Source organism: Bradyrhizobium amphicarpaeae (assembly GCF_002266435.3).
Lineage (GTDB): Bacteria > Pseudomonadota > Alphaproteobacteria > Rhizobiales > Xanthobacteraceae > Bradyrhizobium > Bradyrhizobium amphicarpaeae.
The window spans coordinates 1,044,156-1,066,746 of sequence record NZ_CP029426.2; the positions used below are offsets into that span (position 1 = coordinate 1,044,156).

21 protein-coding genes, 1 tRNA gene and 1 pseudogene are annotated in these 22,591 nt (G+C 64.0%); 11 read left to right on the plus strand and 12 right to left on the minus strand.

Annotated features, from left to right (window positions below):
* Positions 1–14 precede the first annotated feature (14 nt).
* Positions 15–89: transfer RNA gene (locus CIT40_RS05085), tRNA-Val, on the plus strand.
* A gap of 324 nt (positions 90–413) precedes the next feature.
* Here the strand turns inward: CIT40_RS05085 and CIT40_RS05090 are convergent.
* Positions 414–875: an NUDIX hydrolase gene (locus CIT40_RS05090; RefSeq protein WP_094896016.1), complete on the minus strand. Its 462-nt coding sequence runs from the start codon at positions 873–875 to the stop codon at positions 414–416.
* Positions 876–992: 117 nt separating this feature from the next.
* Here CIT40_RS05090 and CIT40_RS05095 point away from each other — a divergent pair, with 117 nt between their 5' ends.
* Positions 993–1,415 carry a RidA family protein gene (locus tag CIT40_RS05095; protein ID WP_094896038.1) on the plus strand — a complete coding sequence of 141 codons (423 nt, stop codon included), beginning with the start codon at positions 993–995 and terminating at the stop codon, positions 1,413–1,415.
* A gap of 9 nt (positions 1,416–1,424) precedes the next feature.
* Here the strand turns inward: CIT40_RS05095 and CIT40_RS05100 are convergent, their stop codons facing one another.
* Entirely contained in the window at positions 1,425–2,516 is a 1,092-nt protein-coding gene (locus CIT40_RS05100) for an enolase C-terminal domain-like protein (protein WP_094896039.1), read from the minus strand.
* Between the two features lie 190 nt (positions 2,517–2,706).
* Between CIT40_RS05100 and CIT40_RS05105 the strand changes: the two genes are divergently transcribed.
* Positions 2,707–4,269, plus strand: a complete 1,563-nt coding sequence (locus tag CIT40_RS05105; protein ID WP_094896017.1) for an adenylate/guanylate cyclase domain-containing protein — start codon at positions 2,707–2,709, stop codon at positions 4,267–4,269.
* Between the two features lie 216 nt (positions 4,270–4,485).
* Here the strand turns inward: CIT40_RS05105 and CIT40_RS05110 are convergent, their stop codons facing one another.
* Complete coding sequence (locus CIT40_RS05110) at positions 4,486–5,415, minus strand: alpha/beta hydrolase (protein ID WP_094896018.1); 930 nt, start codon at positions 5,413–5,415, stop codon at positions 4,486–4,488.
* A 410-nt stretch (positions 5,416–5,825) separates the two neighbouring features.
* Here CIT40_RS05110 and CIT40_RS05115 point away from each other — a divergent pair, with 410 nt between their 5' ends.
* Positions 5,826–6,101, plus strand: a complete 276-nt coding sequence (locus tag CIT40_RS05115; RefSeq protein ID WP_094896019.1) for a hypothetical protein — start codon at positions 5,826–5,828, stop codon at positions 6,099–6,101.
* Positions 6,102–6,154: 53 nt separating this feature from the next.
* Entirely contained in the window at positions 6,155–8,305 is a 2,151-nt protein-coding gene (locus CIT40_RS05120) for a methyl-accepting chemotaxis protein (protein WP_094896020.1), read from the plus strand.
* Between the two features lie 96 nt (positions 8,306–8,401).
* Here CIT40_RS05120 and CIT40_RS05125 read toward each other — a convergent pair whose 3' ends face one another.
* On the minus strand, positions 8,402–8,803 hold the full coding sequence (locus CIT40_RS05125; RefSeq protein ID WP_094896040.1) for a DUF3606 domain-containing protein: 402 nt from the start codon (positions 8,801–8,803) through the stop codon (positions 8,402–8,404).
* Between the two features lie 202 nt (positions 8,804–9,005).
* Positions 9,006–9,575: an alpha-ketoglutarate-dependent dioxygenase AlkB gene (locus CIT40_RS05130; RefSeq protein WP_094896041.1), complete on the minus strand. Its 570-nt coding sequence runs from the start codon at positions 9,573–9,575 to the stop codon at positions 9,006–9,008.
* Positions 9,576–9,655: 80 nt separating this feature from the next.
* Here CIT40_RS05130 and CIT40_RS05135 point away from each other — a divergent pair, with 80 nt between their 5' ends.
* A complete protein-coding gene (locus CIT40_RS05135) occupies positions 9,656–9,796 on the plus strand; it encodes a hypothetical protein (protein WP_164718835.1) in 141 nt (46 codons plus the stop codon).
* Here the strand turns inward: CIT40_RS05135 and CIT40_RS05140 are convergent.
* Genes CIT40_RS05140 through CIT40_RS05150 form a run of 3 tightly spaced genes read right to left on the minus strand, consistent with a single transcriptional unit; the run spans position 9,793 to position 13,601 of the window.
* Positions 9,793–11,379, minus strand: a complete 1,587-nt coding sequence (locus CIT40_RS05140; RefSeq protein WP_094896042.1) for an ATP-binding protein — start codon at positions 11,377–11,379, stop codon at positions 9,793–9,795. The two genes, CIT40_RS05135 and CIT40_RS05140, sit on opposite strands and share 4 nt — an antisense overlap.
* Positions 11,376–12,080: a response regulator transcription factor gene (locus CIT40_RS05145; RefSeq protein ID WP_094896043.1), complete on the minus strand. Its 705-nt coding sequence runs from the start codon at positions 12,078–12,080 to the stop codon at positions 11,376–11,378. Before CIT40_RS05145 ends, CIT40_RS05140 begins: the two co-directional genes overlap by 4 nt.
* Positions 12,081–12,092: 12 nt before the next feature.
* Positions 12,093–13,601: a DUF4153 domain-containing protein gene (locus CIT40_RS05150; protein ID WP_094896044.1), complete on the minus strand. Its 1,509-nt coding sequence runs from the start codon at positions 13,599–13,601 to the stop codon at positions 12,093–12,095.
* 190 nt (positions 13,602–13,791) lie between these two features.
* On the opposite strand from CIT40_RS05150, the gene CIT40_RS05155 reads away from it, so the two are divergent.
* Positions 13,792–15,150, plus strand: coding sequence for a glycoside hydrolase family 3 N-terminal domain-containing protein (locus CIT40_RS05155; RefSeq protein WP_094896045.1), 1,359 nt, complete (start codon positions 13,792–13,794; stop codon positions 15,148–15,150).
* On the opposite strand, the gene CIT40_RS05160 is transcribed toward CIT40_RS05155, so the two are convergent.
* The 3 genes and pseudogenes from CIT40_RS05160 to CIT40_RS05170 form a co-directional block, all read right to left on the minus strand.
* Positions 15,132–16,751, minus strand: coding sequence for an ABC transporter substrate-binding protein (locus CIT40_RS05160; protein ID WP_094896046.1), 1,620 nt, complete (start codon positions 16,749–16,751; stop codon positions 15,132–15,134). The two genes, CIT40_RS05155 and CIT40_RS05160, sit on opposite strands and share 19 nt — an antisense overlap.
* A gap of 152 nt (positions 16,752–16,903) precedes the next feature.
* Positions 16,904–18,175: pseudogene (locus CIT40_RS05165) on the minus strand (DUF892 family protein).
* Positions 18,176–18,328: 153 nt separating this feature from the next.
* Positions 18,329–18,937 (minus strand): TetR/AcrR family transcriptional regulator, encoded by a 609-nt coding sequence (locus CIT40_RS05170; protein ID WP_094896047.1) that lies wholly within the window; start codon positions 18,935–18,937, stop codon positions 18,329–18,331.
* A 102-nt stretch (positions 18,938–19,039) separates the two neighbouring features.
* Here CIT40_RS05170 and CIT40_RS05175 point away from each other — a divergent pair, with 102 nt between their 5' ends.
* From CIT40_RS05175 to CIT40_RS05190, 4 genes are all read left to right on the plus strand, one after another.
* Positions 19,040–19,735, plus strand: coding sequence for a PspA/IM30 family protein (locus CIT40_RS05175; protein WP_094896048.1), 696 nt, complete (start codon positions 19,040–19,042; stop codon positions 19,733–19,735).
* Between the two features lie 39 nt (positions 19,736–19,774).
* The gene (locus CIT40_RS05180) at positions 19,775–20,050 is read left to right on the plus strand and encodes a YiaA/YiaB family inner membrane protein (protein ID WP_091966026.1); all 276 of its coding nucleotides are present in this window, start codon (positions 19,775–19,777) and stop codon (positions 20,048–20,050) included.
* A gap of 193 nt (positions 20,051–20,243) precedes the next feature.
* Positions 20,244–20,450, plus strand: coding sequence for a hypothetical protein (locus tag CIT40_RS05185; RefSeq protein WP_094896049.1), 207 nt, complete (start codon positions 20,244–20,246; stop codon positions 20,448–20,450).
* An 82-nt stretch (positions 20,451–20,532) separates the two neighbouring features.
* Complete coding sequence (locus CIT40_RS05190) at positions 20,533–21,492, plus strand: IS5 family transposase (RefSeq protein ID WP_094894031.1); 960 nt, start codon at positions 20,533–20,535, stop codon at positions 21,490–21,492.
* Positions 21,493–21,736: 244 nt separating this feature from the next.
* Here the strand turns inward: CIT40_RS05190 and CIT40_RS05195 are convergent, their stop codons facing one another.
* Positions 21,737–22,582 carry an SDR family NAD(P)-dependent oxidoreductase gene (locus tag CIT40_RS05195; protein ID WP_094894703.1) on the minus strand — a complete coding sequence of 282 codons (846 nt, stop codon included), beginning with the start codon at positions 22,580–22,582 and terminating at the stop codon, positions 21,737–21,739.
* Positions 22,583–22,591: the final 9 nt, after the last annotated feature.

Genomic DNA, 22,591 nt, shown 5'->3' on the forward strand with positions numbered 1-22,591 from the left:
CAAGTGGACTAAGAGGGCGCGTAGCTCAGCGGGAGAGCACTACCTTGACATGGTAGGGGTCACAGGTTCGATCCCTGTCGCGCCCACCATCCTTCGCTCGCGAAGCGAGGGAAGGATGCCGCGCCGAAGCCCAACGGGCGCAGGCGGGCTGCCGCCGCGAGCTACGGCTCGGCAAGCCACGATTATAATGCGAAGCGTGTCCGGCGTAGCTCGAAGAGCGTAGACGGACTGGTGCACCTTGCTCCCCTCAGTCGAACAGGCTGAGCCAGCCCAACGGGCGCAGGCGGGCTGCCGCCGCGAGCGACGGCTCGGCAAGCCACGATTTCAAGGGGAAGCGTGTCCGGCGAAGCTCGAAGAGCGTAGACGGACTGGGGCTCACCTCTCCAAAATGTGGAAATGACGGGGCGCAGCCCTCATCCTCGTTTCGGCCCAAGCAGCAGGCCTTTCAATCCCGTGGGAAAAAGTTTCGGCCCATCCTCGGCGTCGAGCTCGGAAAGGTCGAACCAGCGGGCGACGATCTCTTCACCGTTGTCCTCGCGGAAGTCGATGCGGTCCTGGCCGGCGAATGCACCATCCGGGAATGCGACCTCCACGATGAACATGACCTCGTGGCCGGTCGCTCCCTCGTGCACGAAGATGTTCTCCATCACCAGCGGCCCGCCCGTGATGCTGACGTCGATGCCGAGCTCCTCGTTGAACTCGCGCATCAGGGCAGTGCGCCAGCTCTCGCCGAACTCGATCTCGCCGCCGAGCGGGCGCACGCCCTTGATCCGGTTCGCATCATCGCGAACCTCGGCTGCGAGCAGCCGGCCGTCGCGCCAGTGCAGTCCGAGCGCGACGACGCGGATGTGGGAATGTGGGCGCCAGGCAGTCATCGAGGATCGTTATAGCGCGCGCCACCGTCGTGCAATGCGCCGTCTTGATCGGCGACTCCCCGCCTGCCACTGTCCGGCCGTCCACCACGGCGAAGAGCAAAGAAGGAGGTGACCGAGATGAGCAGCGTGAACAAGCCCGGCGGCAACTATCTGCCGGTGATCATCCATGGCGGGATTGCGTATGTCAGCGGCCAGCTGCCGCGCCGCGGCGAAGACCTGCTGTATCAGGGCAAGGTCGGAGCAGGCGTCGATATCGCGGCCGCGCAGGAAGCTGCCGCCCTCTGCGCCGATCTCTGCATTGCTGCCATCAACCACGCGACGGGTGGAGAGGACAGAATCGTGCAGGTCCTGCAGCTCGTTGGATACATTGCCTCGGCGCCGGGATTTACCCAGCAGTCTCAGGTCATGAACGGTGCCTCCGACCGGCTGATCGAACGCCTCGGCGATCGCGGTCGTCACGCGCGCACGTCCGTCGGTGTCGCAGAACTGCCCCGCGGGGCTCCGGTTGAGTTGAACATGATGGCCGCGGTGCGGTCGTAACCGGCACGTCTATGTCACGCGATATTTCTCGACCGCCGCCTCGTCCCATGCAATCCCGTTGCCCGGCTCCTCGCTCGGCAGCGCAAAGCCGTCCTTGATCGTCAGCCGCGTCGACAGCACCGCGTCGGCCCAATCGACATATTCCAGCCAATGCGCCGTCGGCGTCACGCAAAGCAGATGCGCGCTGACTTCCGAGAACAGATGCGAGGACATCTCGATGCCGGCGGCATGGGCGAGCGCGGCGGCGCGCAGCCAGCCGGTGACGCCGCCGATGCGCTGCACGTCGGGCATCACGTAGTCGCAGGCCTCCGCCGACAGCGCGGATTGCATCGAAAAGGCGCTGTCAAAGTTCTCGCCGATCTGGACCGGAGTGCGCAGCGCGTCCGCGATGCGGGCGCAGCCAGCATAGTCGTCGTGGCGGATCGGCTCCTCGATCCAGGTGAGGCCCTCGTCGTCGAGCATCTCGCCGCGGCGGATTGCCTCGGTCACCGTCAGCGCCTGGTTGTAGTCGCACATCAGCGTCACGTGATCGCCGACGGCCTTGCGCACGGCGCGGACGACGGCGAGGTCCTCGCGCGCATCGGGCCGGCCGACGCGGATCTTGGCGGCCTGGAATCCTTCGGCCAGCAGCTTGTGCGCCTCCTCGACCGCGGCGCCTGCCGGCATGATGCCGAGCCCCTTCGAATTGTAGGCCCTGACCGGCTTCGGCGCGCCGCCGAGCAGCCGGGCCAGCGGCAGGCCCTTGGCTCGGGCGAGCGCGTCCCATGCCGCCATGTCGATGCCGGATTGCGCCAGCCGCTGCAGGCCGGCGAGGCCGAGCAGGGTGAAGCGCTGGGTCAGCTTGCGTTCGATCTCGAACGGCAGCAGCTCGTCGCCGGCGAGCAGCTCTGACATTTCCGTGACCATTGCCGTCAGCGGCTTCAAGGCCGACGGCGTGATCGAAAACAGATAGGCGTGCCCGACCGCGCCCTGGTCGGTCTCGCAGTCGATCAGCACCAGCGGCGCCCTGGCGACTGATCCGGTGGAGGTCTGCAGTGGCAGGTTCATCGGCACGATCACGGGCCGCGCGGTGAGGCGCTTGATACGGAGGTTACAGGTCATGGGTTTCTCCCGGCGGGGCAGATGCAGGTCGGCGCTGATCTTAAGCATCCGTGATCAAACGAAAAGCCGTCCCGCCCGACCACCATAGAATGGGGTTGCGCCGGCCGTGGATTATTGGCTCTGTGCCGCCGCATCCTTGCCGCAGATTCCGACCGGTTTGCGACAAAATCGCACACAACGGAGCCACAGAGTGAAACAAGAAATCTCCGAAGAACAGCGCAAGAGCGGCCTGCTCACGGGCACCGTGATCGTATTCCTCCTGCTTGCTTTGCCGCTCGCGGTGTGGCTGGACCTGGCCGAGCTGAGCAAGACGGCGCTGCGCCGGCAGGCGGTCGATCTCAATTCGGTCATCACCAGCGTGCGCGGCTATTACGCCTCCAACGTGGTCGGGCGCGTGCTGGCCAACCCCGATGGCACCACCAAGGTCGTGCATAATTACGAGTCCGTGCCCGGCGCGATCCCGATCCCGGCGACGCTGTCGCTGGAACTCGGACGGGTGATCGGCGCGCAGCAGGAGAACATCACCTATCGCTTCGTCTCCGATTTCCCGTTCCAGAACCGCGCCCCGCACCAGCTCGACAAGTTCGAGAAGGATGCGCTTGATGCGCTGCGGAAAGATCCCGAGCAGAAGATCGTGGAGACCGAGACTTCGCTGTTCAACGACAAGGTCCGCCTGGTCGCCCCCGTCACGATGGGCCCGGCCTGCGTGAGCTGTCACAACAGCCACCCTGAAAGCCCCAAGAAGGACTGGAAGGTCGGCGATGTCAGAGGCATCCAGGAGGTGATCATCGCGCAGCCGATCGCCGCCAACATCTTCTCGTTCAAGTTCCTGCTGGCCTATTTCCTGATCGCCGCGGGCTGCGGCCTGTCGTTCCTGTCGCTGCAGCGCCGCCAGGCCAGGCGCATCAAGGGCATGAACAGGGAGCTCGAATCCGCCAACGATTTCCTCGCCTCGCTGTCCATGAAGATCTCGCGCTACATCCCGCCGCAGGTCTACAAATCCATTTTCAGCGGCCAGAAGGACGTCACCATCCACACCGAGCGCAAGAAGCTCACCATCTTCTTCTCCGACATCCAGAACTTCACGGCGACCGCCGAGCGGCTGCAGCCGGAGCAATTGACCCAGCTCCTCAACGAATATTTCACCGAGATGTCGGCGATCGCACATGACTACGGCGGCACCATCGACAAGTTCATCGGCGACGCCATGCTGATCTTCTTCGGCGATCCCGAGACCAGGGGCGATCGCGCCGATGCGCAGGCCTGCCTGCAGATGGCCTGGCGCATGCAGCAGCGCCTTGCCGAGCTGAATGCGAAATGGCGGGCGTCCGGCATCGAGCAGCCGTTCCGCTCGCGCATGGGCATCAATTCCGGCTATTGCAATGTCGGCAATTTCGGCAGCAGCGATCGCATGGATTATACGATCATCGGCGCGGAGGCGAACCTCGCCGCGCGCCTGCAGTCGATCGCCGAGCCCGGCGGCATCGTGCTGAGCTACGAGACCTTTGCGCTGGTCAGCGACATCGTCCGCGCCCACGCGCTGCCCGCGATCACGATGAAGGGCATCAGCCGCGAGGTGATTCCCTATTCCGTCGATGCGCTGAACGACGCGGCGGCGGAACGCAGCGGCGTCATCACCGAGCGCGCGCCGGGCCTCGAGCTCTATCTGGATCCGGCCGTGGTGAAGTCCGGCGACGCCGCCCGCGTGCGCTCGCTGCTGGAGAACGCTCTGGCCTCGCTGAAGCCGGCGTGAGGCGCGCGGGCCTGAATGGTGTCTCTTACCCTCCCCTGGAGGGGGAGGGTCGATCGCGCGAAGCGCGAGCGGGGTGGGGTGATCTCTCAACTCGGGCGGTTCTCGAGCGGAGAGACTGTCACCCCACCCCGTCTCACATTTCGCTGCGCTCCATGTGAGCCGACCCTCCCCCTCCAGGGGAGGGTCCCCCGTCAAACGGCGAGGGTAATCGCCCGCTTAAGGCAGCCCCCGCGCCTCCAGCTGCTTCACCAGCAGCATTGTCGGTTCTGCAAGACTGTCGCCGGAGCCGTCGAGGCCGAACGCCGCGGCGATGCCGTCGCGGCTGCGGAGCAGCGAGGCGCGCGGGCAGTGGCCGGCGCCGCAGAGGGTCTTCTTCAGGGTCTCGCCCTGCGCCACGACACCGGCGGAATCGTCCGCGGCCCAGGCCAGTACGATCGGCACATCGACGTTGAGGATGCCGGGGAAGACCGAGCGCGCATTGTACTTGCTGGCGTCGCCGCCGAGATAGGCCTTCTCGCTGTCGCTGGCGTCCTTGCCGGCGCGGTAGATGCCGGACACCAGCACGACGGCCGCGACATCGGCGCGGTCGGCCTGGAGCTCGGGATGCGCCAGCAGGGTTGCAACATGGAACGCGCCGGCGCCGTAGCCGATCGCGACGATCTCGCGGGCATCGCCGTTGAACAGGTCGATATTGCCGTGAACCCAGGACAGCGCCGCCGCCACGTCGGTCGCCCCCATCGGCCAGGTCGCGCCGGGAGCCAGCCGATAGTTGACGCGCACCCCGATCATGTCGTTGCGGGCGGCAAAGCACATCGCCTGGTCCTGGATCTGGTGCGACAGCTCGGGCGCGGCGCGGTCGCCGGTGAAGGTGTCGCCGGCCACGAACACCAGCACCGGCCGCGGCGTATCTGCCTTGGTCGTGCTGGCGGCGACGTCGAGCACGTTGGCCTCGCTCTCGCCGTAGCGCAGGCCCCGGGAGAAGGTGACCTGCTCGCACAGCCGCGCGGTGCCGCCAGCCGTGGTGTCGGAATCGGTCAGGCCTGTCGGGACGAGATCGGAAGGCGAAGGCAACCGGGCCGGCAAAGGTCCGCGAGCGAAGGCGGTCGTGGCGGTGAGAACGAGGAGAAATGCGAGGTAATTCTTCATCTTGGTATCAGCCCGGCACTTTCATATCGGCTGGCGCGTTGAACTTGTCTTTTCAATTCGCCCTAATAGTCGAGTTGGCTTGAGGCAATTTCGCGGCGGCTTCCTGAGCTCACGGAGCCAAGTCAGGCTCCCGACGAATATGCGATGTGGGTGCGACGCTTCCCGACCGGGCCTGAATAAATCGGGCCGCTCAGTTCGGGCAGGTCCGCCGGGCGCCCGGCCGATTGCCGATTTTCGATAGCCCGTTTAGCTCCGAATTAGAGAAGTTGCCCTTGTTACCGTCGAACATCAATGTCGGCCTAACGCGCGTGACAGAATACGGCCAGAGTGTCGTTGATCGGTCAAACGCATGGATAACTCGACTAGGATATTAGCGATCTCGTCGACGGACCTCCGCCGCGGGATACAGCATGACCAATGTCATTCAATTTCACTCAAAGCATCGCGCCCGAGAGGCGCCGCAAGAAATCACGGAGTCGTCGACCCATCTTAGGGCCGCCGCACTATGCGCGAGTGCGCGGGATGCACTTTGCCTGCTGACCGGCCAGTTTGAACTCGCCATCCATCACGCTCGCGCCATCGAATCGCGAATTCGCGACATCGAGGCGCGTCAGCAGTTCGCCGACCGGATCGAGCTCACCCAGCGCCTGCTGGAGATCGCCCGTCTGAAGATACTGCTGCTCTAATCCGGCTCACCCCTCGACCATGGCCGATATCCTTATTCGCCCGAGAGATAACGATGCGCACCAATCTGCCTGTTACCGCCACCGAATACCCGCTGACCGATGAGACGCTGATCGTCTCGAAGACCGATCTCAAGGGTAAACTGACCTACTTCAACGATCAATTTGTCCAAGCCTCGGGATTCGCCGAACAGGACCTCATTGGACAGCCTCACAACATCGTGCGGCATCCGGATATGCCACCTGAGGCCTTTTCCAATCTCTGGGAGACGCTGAAGAGCGGAAAACCATGGGCCGGTGCTGTTAAGAATCGGCGCAAGAACGGCGACTATTATTGGGTGCTGGCAAGCGCTACGCCGATCTGGGAGGGTGATCGTGTGGTTGGCTACATGTCAATTCGCACCAAATTACCCCGGGAGCAGCGTGAACAGGCCGAGCAGGTCTACGCCGCGATCCGCGAAAAGAAGGCGGGAGCCTTCAAGATCGAGGCGGGCATGATCCGCAGGCGCTCGATATTCGACGTTCTTGCTCCATTCACGAGGTCTTTCAAGGCTCGCCTGACTACAATGGTCGGAGGACTGGCTGCGGCGATGTTGATCATCGGCGTCGTGGGCTTGGCCGGTATGAGCGAGGGCAATCAGCGGGCCAAGTCGATCTATGAAGACCGTTCGGTTCCTCTTGCCCAACTCTTCGAGATCAACGATCGCATGCAGGACAATTCGCTCGTCATGTTGCGCTCCGCCATCGAAGGGCGCAACCGGCGCGATCTCGCAGAGGTGCAGAGCGCCGTCACGGCCAACATCGAAAGGATCAACAAGCTCTGGTCGGACTACATGTCCACCTACCTAACCCCGGAAGAGAAGTCGGTTGCGGAGTCATTCACCCCGAAGCGAATCGAGTTCGTCGAACGTGGCCTCAAGCCGGCACTCGCGATGCTGGCCAATGAAAGATATGATGAGCTGAATGCCCATATGGCCGGCAGAGCAGCCGAACTCTTCCGTGTTGCGAAGACGGACATGGATCGGCTGGTCTCCATTCAAATCAAGGAAGCAAAGGCTGAGTACGACGCGGCAGAGACTGCGTTTTTCTTTGCGAAGATAGCCGTGATCGCCACACTATGCCTTGGTTTGGTCTTGGCTGCTTGTTTCTCTTTTGCGACCATCCGAGCGATCGCAAGGCCGCTCGTTCATTTGAACGAGATCATGTCGAAGATCGCGCAAGGGGTCTTCAATAGCCGCGTCAATGTTGAACGAGATGACGAGGTCGGAGTAGCGTTGCGCAACCTTCAGGCGCTGCAGGCCAAGCTCGGCTTCGATCGTGAGGCGCAAAGAGATATGGAGGCGCGCGCCGCCGCTCAGCGTCAGGCCGACATGCACGCGCTGGCGGGCGAGTTTGAAGTTGCCGTGGGGAACATCATCGAAACCGTCGCCTGCGCGGCGACGGAACTCGAAGCCTCTGCCAGAACACTGACGAACACCGCTGACTCAACCCAACAACTGTCGATTGCCGTCGCAGCAGCTTCGGAAGAGGCGTCCACCAACGTCCAATCCGTCGCCTCAGCGACTGAGGAAATGTCCTCGTCGGTGACAGAGATCAGCCATCGCGTGCAGGACTCCGCCAAAATGGCAGCGGAGGCGGTCAATCAGACCCGGCAGACCAACGACCGTGTCGGCGAATTGTCGCGAGCTGCCACTCGGATTGGCGACGTCGTCGAGTTGATCAATACCATCGCAGGCCAGACCAACCTCCTGGCGTTGAATGCGACGATCGAGGCCGCGCGCGCCGGCGATGCCGGCCGGGGCTTCGCCGTCGTAGCCTCCGAGGTGAAGGCGCTGGCCGAGCAGACGGCCAGGGCGACCGGAGAGATCAGCCAACAGGTCACCGGTATTCAGGTGGCGACACAGGAATCCGTGATTGCTATAGGGGCGATAGGAGTCACGATCGGCCGCCTGTCCGAGATATCAGCTGCCGTCGCAGCGGCTGTGGAGGAGCAGGGCGCAGCGACCCAGGAAATCTCACGCAACGTGCAGCAGGCTGCGCAGGGCACGCAGGATGTTTCCTCCAATATCACCGACGTGCAGCGTGGCGCTTCGGAAACCGGATCGGCCTCGTCTCAGGTGTTGTCCTCGGCGCAGTCGCTGTCGGTCGAGAGCAATCGGCTCAAGACGGAAGTCGACAAGTTCCTGGCGAATATCCGCGCGGCATAAATTAAACAGGCGAAACAGGCGGGCGCGGCGAACATGTCGCCGCGCCCGAAACTGGCGCTCCTGGCGCGGCAGGGCATAACTCGCGGGAGGAGGATTTCAGGCGGCCTTCTTGCGCTTGGCTGCCTTCTTCGTCGTCTTCTTCTTGGCCTTCTTCGCCGCCTTCTGGGCGGCGAGATAGGCTCCGACCTTCTTCGCGGAATGGCCGGCCGCGGCGACGGCAGCCTTCAGCTTGGCCGGGGTGATCTTGAATTTCTTCGACCAGTAGCGGACCTCATAGGCCTCGCTTAGCGCGATCCGGCTTTTGTCGGAGGCGCGGTGCTTCTGGAGCTTGATATACGCCTCGACCTTCTTGGCGGAATGGCCGACCTTCTTGACGGCGTATTTCAGCTTGGCCGGGGTCACCTTGAACTTCTTCGACCAGTAGGCGACTTCATATTTTTCGGTGAGCGCAATCAGCGCCCGATCGGCCCCGCCGCGCTTTGCCTTGTTATCGGCCATGCTTCCCTCCTGCCGTGGAATGCGTGCCAATCTAGCATGCAATCGGATTCGGAAGGCAAGACGCAAGCCGTGCGGTGATTGCGCGAGGGGGCGGTTTTGCACCGATGTATCAAACCCTTGTGCGGCGTGGCCGCGCCTCGGGCCGAACCGGCGTTCTACTGTGCATGGGGTTGTTTTCTCATTTTTTGCTTGGCCGGCCTCGCTACGCCTGCTTCATCGTCCGGAACGTGATGGAGTAACGGCGCGCCTCGACCGGCGGGATACTGTGCTCCCAGTGCGAGCGCGCCTCGCCTTGCATCATATAGAGCGAGCGCGGCCGGGCCTCGAGCGTGTGGCGCTGCCATTTGTCGCCGCTGCGGCGGCGGAAGCGGAATTTGCAGGCCGAGCCGAGCGACAGGCCGAGGATTTTGTCGAAGTGCGGCTTGTCGCGGTGCCAGCCGATGCCGACGCCGGCCTCATACTCGGTGCAGAGCACCTGCCGGACGCTGGCTTCCGGCAGCTCCGCCCAGGCCTCGGCCTGACGCGCGATGGGCAAGAGCCAGTCCGGGATCGGCTCCGCCTCTGCGAGCCGCTGCAGCGTGTAGTGATAGCGATAGCCGAACGACGCCACCCGGCGGTTGCCCTCGAACGCCCCGAACTGGAAGCGCTCGAGCGGCAATGCTGCGATGCGGTCGATCAAGCCCTGCTCGACGGCGGGTTCGATAAAATTGTCCGTGTAGCGAAGGCCGGTCGGGCCTGCGTCAGGAACGGCGAACAAGCCAAGCTGCGTCATTCCTCTCATTTCCGTGACGGAACCTTTCGTGCCCCCAAGCGACTTACATTATGACGCGGGGAGAAACGTGCGAGGCTGTCATGGCACAGAAGCATACCGCCGATCCGGCAGAAATCATGCGGGCGACCGGTCATCCTGAACTGGAATATGCCGCGGGCTGGACCATCGCTGGTCTCGTCACCATCGGCACCATCGTCGCCGCCTGGGTGTTCGCGATCTAGGCCATCGGAAACTGAAGCTCGAAGGCGGCGCCGGTTTCGGTCGGCTTCAGCCTGATCGAGCCGCCATGGCTCGCCATCACCGCGCGCGCGATTGCGAGACCCATCCCGGTGCCGCCCTGGTCGCGGCGGGTGGTGAAGAACGCATCAAAGATCCTGTCGCGGTTGGGCGCCGAAATCGGTTCGCCGTCATTGCTCACCGTCAGACGCAGGGTCGTACGCTCGTCCACCGCCTCCAGCCTGATGGTCCCGGCCTTGTGCCGCATCGCGTTGTCGGCGAGATGCGACAGCACGATCAGCGCCTTTTCGCCGGACATGCCGATGGGGCGGTCGAGACTGCCGCTGGCTTCGATGGAGCTGGCCGGAAATCGGTTCTTGAGGTCGGCGATCACGGGCGCCAGCTCGGTGCGTTCGTTCTGCGGCAGGCTTTCGGCGCGGGCAAGTTCCCGTAGCCGCTGCGCCATCGCCTCCAGCCGCTTTGTGTCGGACAGGATGTTGGCGATGAACGTCTCCTGCTCGGCCGGTGTCAGCCCCTCGGACTTGCCTTGATATGAATCCTGCAGCAGCTCGGCCGCGCCCTTGATCGAGGTCAGCGGCGACCTCAGCTCGTGGGTCAGATGGGCCGAGAATGTCGCGATATAGTCGGAGCGCCGCGCCAGCTGCTCGGCCATGCCGAGGAAGCTGTGCGAGAGTTGCGCGAACTCGCGCGTGCCGTAGTGTCGGAGCGGCTGGAAGGCCGCGCGGTCGCCACGGCCGATCCGCGCGGCGCGGTCGATCAGCTCGTGCATCGGCAGCGTGATGGTGCGCGAGAACACCAGGCCGATCGCGATCGTGCCGAGGATGACGGCGAGCCCCGCCAGCACGAACTTGCCCCGCTCCTGGTACAAATGGTCGAAGATGTTGCTCGGCGTCCGCGTGGTGTAGATTACGCCGGCGACACGGTTGTCGACGATGACAGGCATTGCCGAGAACACGTGGACGCCGAGGCCGCGGCTGAAGGAATAGATCGGCGGAGGCGGCTTGTCCGGCACGCGGTTGCGCAAGGTGGCGCGATATTGCCCGTGCAGTGCGTCCGCGACCTCCTCGATATGGGCGAGCGACTGGCCGACCTCCTGCCGCCCGGCGATAACCACCCCTTGCGGATCGAGGATGCGGAAGCCCGCCAGCGTCACCTTCTGGGTCTCGCGGATGATCGGCGTCAGCCTTGCGCCGATCTCGACATAGCCCGCCTGCGCCGGATGAGGCGCGGCCTGCCCTTCCGGCCGCCGCCGCAGCAGATCATTGGCGGTGAGGTCGAGTGCCGGGCGGATCGGCGTGACCTGGTCGCCGGGATCGGGCAGCACGTTCGGCGGCACCTCTGCGCCGAGCGTCAGCCCGCTGTCGAGCCTTGCCGTGACCTCCTGCGCATAGATCGTCGCCAGCACGCGGCTCTGCGCGATCAGCTCGGCCTGGGTCTGGCGGATCAGCTGGTTGTCGTAGAGGCGGAAGAAGAACAGGCCGACCAGCGGCAGCACGCCGACCGTTGCCAGCACCGCGAAGATGACGAGCCCGAGCGACGGCCGCCATTTGTCGGGCGCCGCGCTCATGCCGGCGTCTCGCAGCGGCCGAGCTTGAAGCCGACGCCGTGGATGGTCTCGATCACGTTCTCGCAATCCAGCGCCGCGAGCTTGGCGCGGATGTTGCGGATGTGGCTGTCGATGGTGCGGTCGGAGACCTGGATGTTGAGCTGATAGGCCGCCCGCATCAGCTGCTCGCGGTTGAACACCGATGTCGGCCGGGCCAGGAACGCACGCAGGATGCCGAATTCGATCGCGGTCAGCTTCAGCGGCGTGCCGGCGAAGGTCGCGACATGCTGCTCGGGATCGATTAGCAGGCCGCCTTGCGACAGTGCGGCCGGACCCGCCTTGGCCTCGCCATTGCGCGGGCTGAGCCGGCGCAGGATGACATTGACCCGCGCCACCAGCTCGCGCGGGCTGAACGGCTTCGTCACGTAATCGTCGCCGCCGATCTCGAGACCGAGGATGCGGTCGATCTCCTCGTCGCGCGCCGACAGGAAGAGGATCGGCACGTCGGAATTCTTGCGGATCTCGCGGCAGACATCGAGGCCGTCGAACTCGGGCATGCCGATGTCGAGCACGATCAGATCGGGTCGGTCGGCGGCAAAGCGGGCGAGCGCCTCCTTGCCATCGCGCGCCTCGATCACGTCCATGCCGGCCTTCTTCAGGGCGACGCGGATGACCTCGCGGATATGGCCTTCGTCGTCGACGATGAGGATGCGATGCGCCAAGATTTTCTCCGCTCACCCTTCCGGCCGGCTGCCGGACTGATCTTTCGCCTGCGCGTCCAGCCTGCGCTGCAGCCGCCAGCTCCGAAAGCCCCAGCTTCGCCAGGCCAGATCCTGGCGCTGCTGTTCTACAAGGCGGTCGCGTCGCGACACAAGACAGCTCTCGCCGGCGCCGGGCCGGAGCGCGATGGCCTTGTCGATCGCGGGCAGCGCCTGCGGCCCGAGCGTCAGGAGATAGTTGATATCGATCTGCAGGCCCTTGCCCGACGCCTCCCGGCTGTGCGCGACGTTGTAGTCGGCGATGAAGGCATCGAAGTTCACGAGCGAGCAGCTGTAGAGCACGATCGCCAGCGCGACCAGATTGACGCCGACGAGCCATTGGTTGGACCGGTTGAGGGCGATGCGGGCGACGATCAGGATCAGCCCGAGCGCGACCAGCCCCATCCAGATGAAGGCCGCGATCCGCCAATAGGTCAGCATGTAGATGTCGACGTAGAGGTCGAGGCGAAGGATGGAGGAGGCGACGAGAAGCACGTTCTGCCCGACCCAGAGATAGACCAGCGGCCTGATCACCCTCGCGTTCTCAGCCAGCCCGCCCGGGCGCATCGCCACCAGCACGAAGGCCGCGGCAAGCAGGGCGGTCACGATCAGCGGATAGGCGCCGCGATGTGCGTAGCCCGCATAGGTCAGATTGTCCGGCAGTGCCACATGGCCCCAGAGATAGATCCCGTCGAGAATGGACTGCGCCGCGAACAGCAAATTGAACAGGATCAGCGAGCGCAGGACGGTGGAGGGACCAAGAAATTCCACCGGGGCCAGGGGTGGCAGCGGCAGCGGCACAGCACCGTCCGCGACGGCGTTGGTGACGATCGTCTTGCGCCGCCAGCGCACATGGATGAACGGCCAGGCCAGCGCCAGCATCAAGCCCCAGAACAGCACGCGCGGGACGCTGATATATTGGAGGAAGAGTTTCGGATTGAGCAGGGACACCCATTGCTCGATCACCGGATTGGCCGCGGCGAACAGCGCGACGAAGACGCTGCTCAGCGCTGCCGGCAGCAGCCAGTGCGCGATGCCGCGGGTCAGCGCCGACGCGTTGAACGCCTGGGGCGCATCGAGGATGAACCTGAAGGGTCCGAGCAGGACGAAGTTGCGCAGCGCGCGGGCGCGGTCGGCGAGCCCGGTCGTTTCCGAATTGGTTACGAGCAGCAACGCCATCGCGAGCGACGCGATCAGGATCAGGAACGACAGGGTGTTGAGCTCCTCGATAGCAGGCACCAGACCGGCGACGAGAACGGCCGAGCCGATCAGGGCGCGGCGCAAGTCAACGACCGCATGATTGAACAGCGCCGATACCCCGGCGAGCGCGATTGCAAAGAGCGTCAGCGAGAGCCCGATCCGCTGGCCGTAGAACAGCCAGTCGGCGAGTGCGGCCAGCACCAGCGCGAGGCCGACCTTGGCCGGGATCGAGGCGTGACCGATCGGCTTGATGTCCTCTACGATCGTCGAAGCCAGGCTTGTCATATTCGAAAAGACCTCTCGTGATGGGTGGCATCACGAAGTCTGAACGGTGCTTGTGCAGAAGCCGGGATCATCGTCTGCACGGTTTCAGGAGTCTTTTGCAGTTTTCGTGCAGGCGCGCTTTTGCCTCTCGCCCGGCGTGAATTGCTTTGATAGGTGCGAAGCATTCGCCCCTCCCAGCGCGTGATGCATCATGCAATTCCTCCGCCGTATCGGTCACATTCTGCTTTGGCTTGCCGCACCTGTTGTCGCATTCGCGGCCGCGAACAAGAACGATCCCTATCTGGTCCCATTGCGTGGCGCCGGAAACCTCGCGCTTGTCGTCGCAAGCGTCGCGATCGTCCTCCTGCTGCTGCGCAGTAGGCGTCGGCGGACCATCGCGGGCAAGCTGCTCGTCACGCTCTGGTGCCTGCCGCCGGTCCTGATGTCCGCGGCGCATCTGAAGTTCGAGCTCCGCAAGCACGACGTTCTCGGCGCAAGCGCCGCCGAGGCGCGCCAGCTCGGGCCTCATTTCATGGTCGGCTATTCCTCGTTTCCCGAGGTCGCGCGCCTTGCCGAGCAGGGATTGATCGGCGGCGTCTATGTGACCCGGCACAACATCCGGGGCCGGACCGTCGCGACGTTACGTGCGGAAATCTCGGCGCTTCAGGATATCAGGCGCGCGGCTGGCCTGCCGCCGCTGGTCGTCGCCGCAGACCAGGAGGGCGGCATCGTCGGGCATCTGGCGCCGCCGCTGACCAAGGTGCCGGCGCTGGCGACGCTCGCCGGTCTTGCTCCCGACGACCAGCGGTCCAAGGCTGAAGAGTTCGGTCGTATTCACGGACGCGAGCTTGCGGACCTCGGCGTCAACCTCAATCTCGCGCCGGTGCTCGACCTCAAGCCGCCGGCGCGGCGCAACCGTCTCGATTTCCACACGCTGATCGGCCAGCGCGCAATCGCAACCGATCCGGCCGTCGTCAGCACGATCGCGACCGCCTATGTGCGCGGGCTGGAGGAATCCGGCGTCGGTGCCACGCTAAAGCATTTTCCGGGCATCGGCCGCGTCCGCACCGACACGCATCATTTCAGTGCCAATCTCGATACGCCGGTCGGGGAATTGGAAGCCACCGACTGGCTTCCGTTCCGCGAGGTGCTGTCGCATTCGCGCAGCGCACTGATGGTCGGCCATGTCACCCTCACCGCGGTCGACCCCGACCGCGCCGCCTCGCACTCCCGGCGCGTCGTCGATGGCATCATCCGTGACAAATGGGGCTATCAGGGCGTGGTGATGACCGACGACCTCGTGATGGGTGCGATCTACCAGAACGACGTCTGCAAGGCCGTGGTCGAGGCGATCAATGCCGGCGTCGACCTGCTGCTGGTCGCCTATGACGGCGCGCAATTCTACCGCGTCTTCGCTTGCGCCCTGGAAGGCTCGCGGAAAGGCATGCTGGATGCCGCGGCGCTGCGCGCGAGCGGGGCGCGGCTGACGCGAGGTTTTCCGATCGAGCAGGCGCGGGCGGCGTCAGATGTGCTCCGCGTCGTCGAGCGGCATCAGCCCTTCGAAAATTGACGGTAGTCCGGCTCGCGGTGAAACCAGAACTCGTAGCCGGTGATGCCTTTCTGCATGGCGACGTCGTGGATCGGCTGGTTGAGCGGAACGACCGGCACGTCGCGGATGCAGAGCGCGATGAAATCCTTCACCGCCTTGTCGTACTCGGCTGCGTCCGCGGTGAAGCGGGCCTTGTCGATCAGCGCGTCCATCTCCTTGTTCTGATAGGAGGAGATGTTGAAGATCGAATTGTTGCCGTGGAAATTCCAGTAGAAGTAATATTCGGGATAGTCGAGCCAGCCGCTGAAACGGTTGAGCGCAAGCGGCAGCTCCTTCTTGTTCAGCGTCGTGCGCCAGTTCGCGCCCGGGATTTTTTCGATTGATGCCTTGATGCCGATCTTGGCGAGGCTCTCCTGGATCAGGATCGCCGTGGGCTCGCCGACGGTCGCGGTGCCGGTGTCGAGCGATAGCGTCGTCTCCAGGCCGGACCCGAAACCTGCTTCCTTCATCAAGGCCTTGGCCTTGTCCAGGTCGGTGGCGTAGGGAAACGGTTGCGGCCAGACCGGCTTTGAGACGTCCGCCGCTCCTCCGTACATCGGAACGGCACGGCCGAAGAACGCGCTGCTCTGGATCTGCTCATATGGCATCGCCCAGGCGACGGCCTGGCGCAGCTTCATATTGTCGAACGGCGGCTTTGCGGTGTTCAGAGCAACGTACCAGAGCGCATTGGGGATCGGTACGCCCGATACCTTGACCTTGCCTTCCCGGATGAGCTGGTCGAAATCGCGCGGCGCAAAGCCGCTCGACAAGTCGGCGTCGCCTCGCTCCAGCATGGCGCGGCGGGTCCCGCCGGAGGGAACATCGCGTGCGATCACGCGCCTGATCTTCGGCAAGGGTCCGCTCTTCCAGTCGTCGAAACGCGCCAGCACGGTCTCGCTGCCGGGCTTCCAGCTCTCGATTCTGTAGGCACCGCCGCCGGCCTCGTTGTTCCGGAGCCACGTCAATGCCCAGGGGTCTTCCTGTGTTGCATTCTTCTTCGCCAGTTCCGAGTTGATGATGAAGGGCACGACCACGGCGACGTTGAACAGCAGCATCTTGTCCTTGCGGACATAGTCGATGCGGAAGGTGTGATCGTCGACGACCACGAACTGTTCGGGCTTCTCCAGCGATCCTGCCGACATCTGGAAGGTCGGGAAGCCGCCGACCTTCACCGCGCGGTCGAACGACCATTTGACGTCCTTGGCGGTGACTGGCGTGCCGTCGTGGAATTTCGCGTCCTTGCGAAGCCTGAAGGTGCAGGACATGCCGTCGGCCGCGACCTCCCAGCTCTCGGCCAGTTCGGGCGCGAGTTTCTCGCGATCATACGACAGCGTTCCGTCCGGCAGCGTCCTGGAGGCGTAGGAAAGCAGGCGGTCGTAGCAATTCCACGATAGCCCGTTCACGGTCTGGTTGGAGCCGACGCCCTGCATGTCCAGCGAGTTCGGACCCAGCTCCTGCACCACCAGCAGGGTCTCGCTACGTCCCTGCGCCCAGGCGAGGGGCGGAGCGACGGCACTGATGCCGGCGGCACCCGCGCCGCCGAGCACGCTGCGGCGGCTCATGTGGAAGGGTGAACTGCTCATGGGCGCCTCCTGTCCGGCAATTGTCCGGTATCGAGAGGCAAGGTGTGTGCCACCGGCACGACTGATCGTGTCGTATCCGCGGCCGACCGCCCCGCGCGATGGCGCGAGGCGGCTTCATTCGGTGTGCGTCTGGGGCGTGCGCCAGGCGTTTCCTATTCAGCCTGCTCCACTGCGGCAGGCATCTTCGCAACCGACATCAGCGATCGCGCGACCTGATTGAGCAGGAGATCGGCGTTTTCTTCCTCGGCCAGGGATTTGGAGAGCAGGGCGACCACCGCGCTATGCCGGAGCTGCTGCGCCAGATTGCGTGCGGTGGTGTAGCCGGACATCTCGTAATGCTCGACGCGTTGAGCCGCAGAAATCAGCGAGAGGTCGGCGGCTGCGTCTTCCTTGTCTGCGGCTTCCTTCATGACCTCCTGGCCTTCCTCGATGAGGCCCATCATGCCTTTACAGGGCTTGGCGCGTGCGGTCTCGCCGAGCAGCTCGAAGCATTCGTTGATGCGCTCGACCTGATTCTCCGTCTCGCCCAGATGCTGCTCGAACAATTCCCGCAGCTGGTCGAAGCGGGCGGCCTGCGCCATCTTGGGAAGAGCCTTGGTCAACTGCTTCTCGGCATGGAGAATGTCGCGCAGTTCATGGAGCAGGAGATCGGTCAGGCCCGCCTCGTCCACGGGCGATGAGCTTTCGGTGACGATCGGCGTGCCGGCGCCGGAATCGGTGGACTGCAGAGCGGGTGATTCCGTGAACACCCAGTCCTCGCCCTCGTTCCAGGGACCGCGGGTGTCGATTTCGCCGTGGTCACCGCTGCCGGTGGAGTCGTTGAAGTACTGGTTGACGAGGCCGGGCGTCGGCGCGATCCTGCCGATGCTGAAGGCCGGCTTCGACAGGCTTTCGAGCGCTCGCGCGAAAGCCTTCATATGCGTGATCTCCCGCGTCATCAGGAACTGGAGCGCGTCCTTGCTGCCCGAATCGTCGCAGAAATTGATCAGCCGTTCATAAACGATCTTCGCGCGGGCCTCGGCGGCGATGTTGCTGCGGAGGTCGACGTCGAGCTCGCCGGTGATCTTCAGATAGTCGGCGGTTCAGGGATTGCCTTGTGAATTGAACAGATTGACGCCGCCGCCACCGGCGATCGCAATCAGCGGATCGGCCTCTGCCGCCTGGCGGTCGTTCTTCGAAGGCGCAAGATGCATGCGCGCAAGACAACCGACGACTTCGAGATGGCTGAGCTCTTCGGTGCCGATATCCATCAGGAGATCCTTGCGGTCGGGGTCCTCGCAATTCAAACCTTGAATCGAATATTGCATGGCGGCCGCGAGTTCCCCGTTGGCGCCTCCGAACTGCTCGAGCAGCATATTGCCGAAGCGGGGATCGGGTTCGTCGACACGCACGGTGAACATCAGTTTCTTGACGTGGTGATACATGGGAAACTCGCGCTGTGAGGGAAACTATGCGGTCAACCGGCCCTCGGAATGTTCGTTCCTAAGCTCTCGTCGAGATTAAGATCTGGTGGTGGGAGCGCGTCTACGCGGTGGTTGGTGCCGGCGAGATCTCTGCAATCCCATTGCTGCACGGCTCTACATCGCTCGCGCGATCAGTCCGTCGATCATCGCGCGCACGAGGCCTGAGATTTCCTCGCGCAGCGCCGGCAGCGGCACCGCGACCAGTTTTTGCTCCAACCCCAGTGCCACCATGCCATGCACCGCGGAGAACAGGCTGCGCGCGGTGATGCCGAGCTGCTCCGGGCTGCGCTTTGGAAACAGTGCGGCCAGCGGCTGGTGGATGTGGCGGAACAGCTGCATCTGGTCGTCGATCGACCATCCGGGAACGACCTTGTCAGCCTCCATGCGGTGTTCGAACAGCGCGCGCCAGAGCTGGAGATTCTCCGCCGCGAAATCGCAATAGGCGATGGCGATGCGGACCAGCGTCTCCTGCGGCGAGGGGGCGCCCGCGCGCTCAGCGGCGCTCAGCGCCTCGTCGAGCCGGTGCAGCGTGCGCGAGCCCACGCGCAGGATCAGCTCGTCCATGTCCTCCACGAGATTATAGACCGCCCCATTGGCGCAGCCGATCTGGCGGGCGAGGTCGCGGGTCTTCAGCCCCGACAATCCACGGTCAGCGATCATCCCCTCTGCCGCCAGGATGAGGTCGGATCGAAGTTTCTCCCGCCGTTCCAAGGCTTTAGACATTCTAATCAATTTCTTGAGCGCTGCTCAAATTTATCTTGAACAATGTTCATGGATATTGCTACAAACTGTTTGTGAGCAGCGCTCATAAACAGGGAGCAAGAGATGTTCAAGACCGTGGTGACACTTTTCCGGGGCAGCGTGGCCGCCGCCGGCGAGGAGCTGGAAGACCGGACGGCCCTCCTCATTCTCGACCAGCAGATGCGCGATGCGGCCGCAGCCGTCGAGCGCAGCAAGCGGACGTTGGCGCTGGCGATCGCGCAGGACCAGCAGGAGGGCCGCAAGCTCGAGGCGACAATCGCCCGCATCGCCGATCTCGAGACGCGCGCGCTTGCGGCGCTCGAGGGCGGCCGCGAGGATCTCGCCAGGGACGCCGCCGACGCCATCGCAGGCCTGGAGGCGGACCGCGATGCGGCCATGACGGCCCGCGCCTTGTTCGCGACCGAGATCGTCAGGCTGAAGCGGCACGTCGCAACCGCGCAGGCTCGCATCACCGAGCTCGATCGCGGCCGCCGCGTCGCCCGAGCGTCGGAGGCGGTGCGCTCGCTTCGCCGCAGCGGCATCGAGGCGGCACGTCCTTACGAATCCACGCTGCCGGAGGCGGAGAGCACCCTGCGGCGCCTGCGCGAGCGGCAGATGGAAACTCAGGCAGCCGATGATGCTCTGGTCGAGCTCGATGCAGCCACCGGACCGCTCGCCACCGCCGAGAGACTTGCCGAGCAGGGCTTTGGCCCACGGCTGAAGACGACTGCGGACGACGTGCTGGTCCGGTTGAAATCCAAGCGCGCGCCGACTGCCTGATCCCAACCCCATCATCATTCGAACCAACGGGAGACCATCATGAACCAGAACGGCCAACCTCATAGCAGCGCCTGGGTGACCTTCACTTACGCGTCCTTCGCAGCCTCCGCGTTCCTCATCGCCATCGGCATCTTCTTCCTGCCCATCGACTTCTGGATGAAGGGCTATCTCACCATGGGCATCGTCATGCTGATCCAGACCTGCATCACCCTGACCAAGACCGTGCGCGACAATCACGAGAGCAGCCGGCTGGTGAACCGCATCGAGGATGCCAAGGCCGAACGGCTGCTGATGGAGGTTTCCAAGGCGGCTTGACGAAAAGGCGGCTTGAAGAATCTGCCTTGTGCCAATCCGGACGACGAGCAAGAGAGCCGCGCAGCGCCGCGGCTCTCGCGTCCGCGAGCGCCCGGAATGACGTTCTGATCGGGCCTTCCGATCCGCATCCCGCATTGTACTTCCAACGCAGGTGCGATATGGCTCTCGCGCTTTCCAGAGGCGGAGACGAGCTTTGTCGAAACAATCGCTGCGTGAGGAGGCCGAGCGCCTGATCCGCGAATCGATGGAAAAAAAGACCATCGTCGTCAAGCAGGGCTCGACCCGCATCGAGGCCGTCTGCGGCAAGTGCGGCGCGCCGAATCGGGTCCAGGCGGAAAAGGGCCAGACCCGGGTCAAGTTCGCCTGCAAGAATTGCGGACACCAGCAAGAGACGCTGTAGCCTTTTTACCTTCTCCCCCTTGTGGGACTGTTGCGTAATCCATCAATTGTGATTCTCTAGGGCGAAGCCTTGGAGATTGACGATGGCAGTGAAGCAGACGGGGCAGCCGAGCTTTATAGAGGCGTGGTTGCCGAAAGGGGCTGGCGCTAATGCGGCACTGGATCGGCTGTCTGGCTTGGTCAAATGGTACCGGTTCGAGAAGCTGCTCGCCCATTTGCGTGATGAAGCGGGGCCCGGTCGTCCAGGCTATCCGGTGCTGGTGTTGTTTCGCGCTGTGCTGCTGCAGTCACTCTACGGTCTGTCGGAGCGCGAACTCGAGGAGGCGCTGGGCGACCGATTGTCCTTCAAGCGCTTCGTCGGTTTGAGTCTTGAGGACGCGACGCCCGACCATACGGTTCTGAACCGCTTCCGGAACCAGCTCGTCGAACAAGGTCTGTTGGAGAAGTTGTTTGGTGAACTCGATCGTCAGCTTGAGAATGCCGGCGTCATCCTCAAGCGCGGCACGATGCTGGATGCGACCTTGATCCAGGCAGTCTCGGCTCCTCCGAAGGAGGATCGTCCCTCAAACGACCCTGACGCCCGGTTCACCAAGCGGCAAGGCAAGAGCGGCTCGACCTTCGGCTACAAGGCTCATGTCGGCGTCGACGAAGGATCAGGCCTGATCCGCTCGGTTCTGACCACGCCCGCCAATGTCAACGACACCACGCCGGCCGATGAGTTGATCCGCGGCGACGAAGCCGTGGTGTGGGCCGATGCGGCTTACGATACCCATGCCAGACGAGCCCGGCTGAAGGCGGAGGGCAAAAAGCCCCGCATCGCCCGACGTCCCAACCGCCACCATCCGGAGTTGCCGCCGAGGCTCAAACGCTACAATCTTCTCGTCTCTCGACGACGGGCGACAGTCGAGACCACCTTCGCTACCCTCAAACGCAGGATGCGGCTGACCTGCATCCGTTACGTCGGTCTCATGAAGGCAAGCGGACAAGTCCTGCTTGCCTCCATCGCATTTAACATGAGGCGATGGGCCACGATCGCCGCGTGAGCCGCCCCCCGAGGGCGACCACCACAGACCTTCGCCAGCAATCGCCCCCAACCAAGACCTTCTCCTCTGCCGTCTTCAGCTCCAAAAGCCAATAGCGCAACAGGCCCCCTTGTGGGAGAGGGTGGCTTCGCGAGAGCGAAGCCGGGTGAGGGGTTCTCTCCCCACGGACAATTGCACGGGTTGAGCGAACCCCTCATCCGGCGCTTCGCGCCAGCTTCTCCCGCAAGGGGAAAAGGAAAAAGCGTTACTTCTCCTCGGCAAACCGCGTGAACGCATCCGTGTATTCCGGGTGCCAGCGCGACAGCGGCGGGCGGTTCTCGACGATGTCGCCGGCGGCCCATTGGATGCGCTTCTCGTCGAGCGCGCGCGGCACGTCGTTGTCCGGGCACAGGATGTAGAAATCGCCGGCCTCCAGCCGCGCCAGCATGAAATCGACCGTCTGCTCCGGCGTCCAGGCGCCGGCCGGCTTCTCGGTGCGTCCCTTCGCGGTGAGGCCGGTGAAGACGAAGCCGGGGATCAGCAAATGCGCCGCGATGCGACAGTCTTTCGTGTTGCGCAACTCGTGCTGCAGCGCTTCGGTAAATGCCTTCACGCCGGCCTTGGAGACATTGTAGGCGGGATCGCCCGGCGGCGTGGTGATGCCCTGCTTCGAGCCGGTGTTGATGATGAGGCCGGTCTTGCCGCGCGCGATCATGCCGGGCGCGAAGACGCGCGAGCCGTTGATGATGCCCCACATGTTGACGGCGATGATGCGCTGCCAATTGTCGGGTTCGCCGAACAGCGTGCTGCCCGGCTGGATGCCGGCATTGTTCATGAGCAGGTCCGTTCCGCCGAACTGCGCGCTCACGGCGCGTTCCAGTTCCCTCACGCTCTCCGCGCTGCTGACATCGACGACTGAGGTCATCACGTTTGTGGCAGACGTGACGGATGACAGTTTTGTCGCGGCGTCCGCCAGCCGTTCCCGGTCGACATCCGCGATGCACACCTTCATGCCGGCGCGCGCGAAGGCCGCCGCGGCGGCAAACCCGATTCCGGATGCGCCGCCCGTGATCACGGCGACATTGTCTTTGACGATGGCGGGATGTGGCATGGATCGTCT

Coding starts and splice junctions, on each gene's coding strand:
- CIT40_RS05090 (WP_094896016.1), bottom strand. CDS start 875: ATGACTGCCTGGCGCCCACATTCCCACATCCGCGTCGTCGCGCTCGGA.
- CIT40_RS05095 (WP_094896038.1), top strand. CDS start 993: ATGAGCAGCGTGAACAAGCCCGGCGGCAACTATCTGCCGGTGATCATC.
- CIT40_RS05100 (WP_094896039.1), bottom strand. CDS start 2,516: ATGACCTGTAACCTCCGTATCAAGCGCCTCACCGCGCGGCCCGTGATC.
- CIT40_RS05110 (WP_094896018.1), bottom strand. CDS start 5,415: ATGAAGAATTACCTCGCATTTCTCCTCGTTCTCACCGCCACGACCGCC.
- CIT40_RS05115 (WP_094896019.1), top strand. CDS start 5,826: ATGACCAATGTCATTCAATTTCACTCAAAGCATCGCGCCCGAGAGGCG.
- CIT40_RS05120 (WP_094896020.1), top strand. CDS start 6,155: ATGCGCACCAATCTGCCTGTTACCGCCACCGAATACCCGCTGACCGAT.
- CIT40_RS05125 (WP_094896040.1), bottom strand. CDS start 8,803: ATGGCCGATAACAAGGCAAAGCGCGGCGGGGCCGATCGGGCGCTGATT.
- CIT40_RS05130 (WP_094896041.1), bottom strand. CDS start 9,575: ATGACGCAGCTTGGCTTGTTCGCCGTTCCTGACGCAGGCCCGACCGGC.
- CIT40_RS05135 (WP_164718835.1), top strand. CDS start 9,656: ATGGCACAGAAGCATACCGCCGATCCGGCAGAAATCATGCGGGCGACC.
- CIT40_RS05140 (WP_094896042.1), bottom strand. CDS start 11,379: ATGAGCGCGGCGCCCGACAAATGGCGGCCGTCGCTCGGGCTCGTCATC.
- CIT40_RS05150 (WP_094896044.1), bottom strand. CDS start 13,601: ATGACAAGCCTGGCTTCGACGATCGTAGAGGACATCAAGCCGATCGGT.
- CIT40_RS05155 (WP_094896045.1), top strand. CDS start 13,792: ATGCAATTCCTCCGCCGTATCGGTCACATTCTGCTTTGGCTTGCCGCA.
- CIT40_RS05160 (WP_094896046.1), bottom strand. CDS start 16,751: ATGAGCAGTTCACCCTTCCACATGAGCCGCCGCAGCGTGCTCGGCGGC.
- CIT40_RS05170 (WP_094896047.1), bottom strand. CDS start 18,937: ATGTCTAAAGCCTTGGAACGGCGGGAGAAACTTCGATCCGACCTCATC.
- CIT40_RS05175 (WP_094896048.1), top strand. CDS start 19,040: ATGTTCAAGACCGTGGTGACACTTTTCCGGGGCAGCGTGGCCGCCGCC.
- CIT40_RS05180 (WP_091966026.1), top strand. CDS start 19,775: ATGAACCAGAACGGCCAACCTCATAGCAGCGCCTGGGTGACCTTCACT.
- CIT40_RS05190 (WP_094894031.1), top strand. CDS start 20,533: ATGGCAGTGAAGCAGACGGGGCAGCCGAGCTTTATAGAGGCGTGGTTG.
- CIT40_RS05195 (WP_094894703.1), bottom strand. CDS start 22,582: ATGCCACATCCCGCCATCGTCAAAGACAATGTCGCCGTGATCACGGGC.